Below are 2,776 nucleotides of genomic sequence, written 5' to 3'. Positions count from 1 at the left end.
CGCGTCAGCCCACCCGCACCGCTTCCACCCGCTCGAGCGCGCGCACCTCGCGGAAGGACAGGACCGCCAGCGAGGAGCCGGAGATCACGGCGGCGACCACCAGCAGCCAGGTGTCGACCCCCACCGCCGCGGCGACCGGACCGGTCAGGGCGAGGCCGAGGGGCCGGGCCACGAACGAGCCGACCGAGTCGAAGGCGTACACCCGCGCCAGCTTGTCGTCCGGCACCTGGCTCTGGATGGCCTGGTCCCAGTACACGCTGAACATCTGCAGGCCGACGCCGTGCACGAAGGCCCCCAGCATCACCGGCCACAGGGTGTCCGACAGCGCCATGGCGAGGGGGAAGATCCCGGTGAGGGCCAGCAGCACGACGCCCTGGCCCAGCGGCCGGCGGGGCCTGACCCGCAGGGCGAGCAGTCCGCCGGCGACGAAGCCCGCCATCAGGGCGGAGAGGGCGAAGCCCCAGGCGGAACGCCCGAGCTCCTCCCCCACGACGACCGGCCCGAGCACGGCCTGCGCTCCCCCGTAGAAGAGGTGGTAGAGCAGCGCCTGGAGGATCAGCAGCCACAGCCAGGTGCGTCGCGCGACCTCCCGGAACCCTTCGCCGAGGTCCGTCAGGGGCGACGTCGTGCGCGGCGCGCGGGCGTCGGCCACGCCCATGCGGCCGAAGGCGACGGCCGCCACGGCGAAGGTCGCGGCGTCGACCGCGACGGCCCATCCCGGGCCCACCGCGGCGACCAGGAGGCCCGCGACCGCGTAGCCGAGGGTCCGGCACACACTGTCCAGCAGGGAGCGCAGCGCCACCGCGTCGGAGAGGTCGGACTCCGGGACGACCACGCGGGTCATCGCCTTGGAGGAGGGCCGGCTGAGGGCCGTGACCACTCCCCCGATGCCGCCGAGCACCGCGATCAGCCATATCGTGGCCGCGTCGAGCACCACCGCGGTCGCCATGAGCGCCATCACCACGGCGCTGACCGCGGAGGAGCCCTCCATCATCAGCTTGCGCGAGAACCGGTCACCCAGGACTCCGCCGGCGAGCATGGTGACGACCTGGCATATCGCGAAGACGGCCTCCACCAGGCCGAGGTCGGTCAGCGAGCCACCGAGGTCGAGCACGGCGAAGGCGAGCGCCACGGGGGTGATGGCGTTGCCGAGGGAGCTCACCGAGGCTCCGGTCACCAAGAGCCGGAAGTCGCGGTGCCGAAGGACTTGTCTGCTGTTCACGCCGGGAAGCTAGTTCGCCAGCTAATTATTGGTCAATCAACTATCAGGCCAACCGAGGGCCTGCGCCTAGGATCGCGCCATGGCCACGGCGGAGACGGAAAGCGACGACCACCTCGGAGACTGGGCCGACCGGCACCTCTCCCGGCGGCGGGACCACGCGGCATGCCTCCCCCTCGACGACGAGGTGGAGGCGATCACGGTCCGGCTCGACCGCATCCTCCGCCACCTCCGGCAGTCCGTGCGCCACGCCCTCGACGAGGTCGGCCTGCAGAACTGCGCCTACGAGACGCTGCACCTGCTGATGATCCGGGACACCCCCGGCCGGGCCACGCCCTCCGCGCTCGCCGCCGACCTCGGGGTCAGCGGCGCGGGCATGACGGGCCGTCTCGACGCGCTGGAGAGGGCCGGGTGGGTCCGGCGCACCCCGGCCACCGGCGACCGCCGACGGGTGGACGTCGTGATCACCGAGGCCGGCGAGCGGATCTGGCGCCGGGCGACGGTCCTACGCGGCCGGGCGGAGAGCCGGATCTTCGACTCCCTGCGGGCGGAGGACCGTGCCTGTCTGGCAGCGCTGCTCCGACAGCTCACCCTGCGGATCGAGCTCCCCGACGGGCCGGCCGCCGACTGACCCCCGCACGCCCGCGCGGCGGCCTCAGAGGACGAGAGGGTGTCCGGTCGTCGCGTCCACGTGTGCGGGAGTCTCCTCGCGCCGGTCGCCGACGGACGAGGTCCCCGACGGCTCGAGGAGCAGCAGCCGGGCACCGTCGGGTGCGGACGGCCGGTGCTCGACGCCGCGCGGGACGGTGAACGCGGTTCCCGCGGGCAGCCGGACGGTGCGCTCTCCGTCCGGTTCGCGCAGGGCGATGAGGAGCTCGCCGTCGAGGACCAGGAAGAACTCGTCGGTGTCCTCGTGGACGTGCCAGACGTGGTCGCCGCGGACCTTGGCGACGCGCACGTCGTAGTCGTTGACGCGGGCGACGATGCGGGGGCTCCACAGGGAGTCGAACGAGGCCAGGGCGCGGGAGAGGTCGACGGGGCCGGGGCGGTGCGAGGTGTCGTCGGTCATGCCGGTCATGCTGTCCGCCCGCCGCCGCACGGCGTGAGTGCCAGAATGCGCACATGCCGCAAGGATCCTCGCACCGGGTCGTGGTGATCGTCGACGAGAACTCCAATCCCTTCGAACTGGGCTGCGCCACCGAGGTGTTCGGGCTCCGCAGACCGGAACTGGGGCGGGAGCTCTACGACTTCCGGCTCTGCTCCCCAGGGCCGGAGACCTTGATGCGGGACGGGTTCTTCACCCTGGCCAAGGTGGCGGGGCTGGAGGCCGCCGAGTCCGCGGACACCCTGATCGTCCCCAACCGGCCCGACGTGGAGGTGCCGCGCCGCCCCGAGGTCCTGGACGCGGTCCGGCGGGCGCACGCGCGCGGGGCGCGGCTGGTGGGTTTCTGCAGCGGGGCGTTCACCCTGGCCGAGGCCGGGGTGCTGGACGGGCGGCGGGCCACCGCGCACTGGCAGTGGGCCGACCGGTTCCGGGAGCGCTTTCCCGCCGTGCGG

At 73.2% G+C, this 2,776-nt stretch carries 4 protein-coding genes; 2 read left to right on the top strand and 2 right to left on the bottom strand.

Going from position 1 to position 2,776, the window contains the following annotated elements; genetic code table 11:
* Positions 1-4 precede the first annotated feature (4 nt).
* Positions 5-1,222 (bottom strand): MFS transporter, encoded by a 1,218-nt coding sequence (locus HW445_RS25460; protein WP_180223251.1) that lies wholly within the window; start codon positions 1,220-1,222, stop codon positions 5-7.
* 79 nt (positions 1,223-1,301) lie between these two features.
* On the opposite strand from HW445_RS25460, the gene HW445_RS25455 reads away from it, so the two are divergent.
* The gene (locus HW445_RS25455; RefSeq protein ID WP_180223250.1) at positions 1,302-1,850 is read left to right on the top strand and encodes a MarR family winged helix-turn-helix transcriptional regulator; all 549 of its coding nucleotides are present in this window, start codon (positions 1,302-1,304) and stop codon (positions 1,848-1,850) included.
* 24 nt (positions 1,851-1,874) lie between these two features.
* On the opposite strand, the gene HW445_RS25450 is transcribed toward HW445_RS25455, so the two are convergent.
* Entirely contained in the window at positions 1,875-2,288 is a 414-nt protein-coding gene (locus tag HW445_RS25450) for a cupin domain-containing protein (RefSeq protein ID WP_180223249.1), read from the bottom strand.
* Between the two features lie 53 nt (positions 2,289-2,341).
* On the opposite strand from HW445_RS25450, the gene HW445_RS25445 reads away from it, so the two are divergent.
* On the top strand, positions 2,342-2,776 hold a 435-nt coding region (locus HW445_RS25445; protein WP_180223248.1), incomplete at its 3' end, for a DJ-1/PfpI family protein.

The organism is Streptomyces sp. UH6 (assembly GCF_013421635.1).
GTDB lineage: Bacteria > Actinomycetota > Actinomycetes > Streptomycetales > Streptomycetaceae > Streptomyces > Streptomyces abyssomicinicus.
The sequence above is the reverse complement of the archived record's forward strand: the minus strand, read 5'-3'. Positions and strand labels throughout refer to the sequence as shown.

Excerpts from the sequence above, each read along its gene's own strand:
- HW445_RS25455 (WP_180223250.1), top strand. The coding sequence starts at position 1,302 with ATGGCCACGGCGGAGACGGAAAGCGACGACCACCTCGGAGACTGGGCC.
- HW445_RS25450 (WP_180223249.1), bottom strand. The coding sequence starts at position 2,288 with ATGACCGACGACACCTCGCACCGCCCCGGCCCCGTCGACCTCTCCCGC.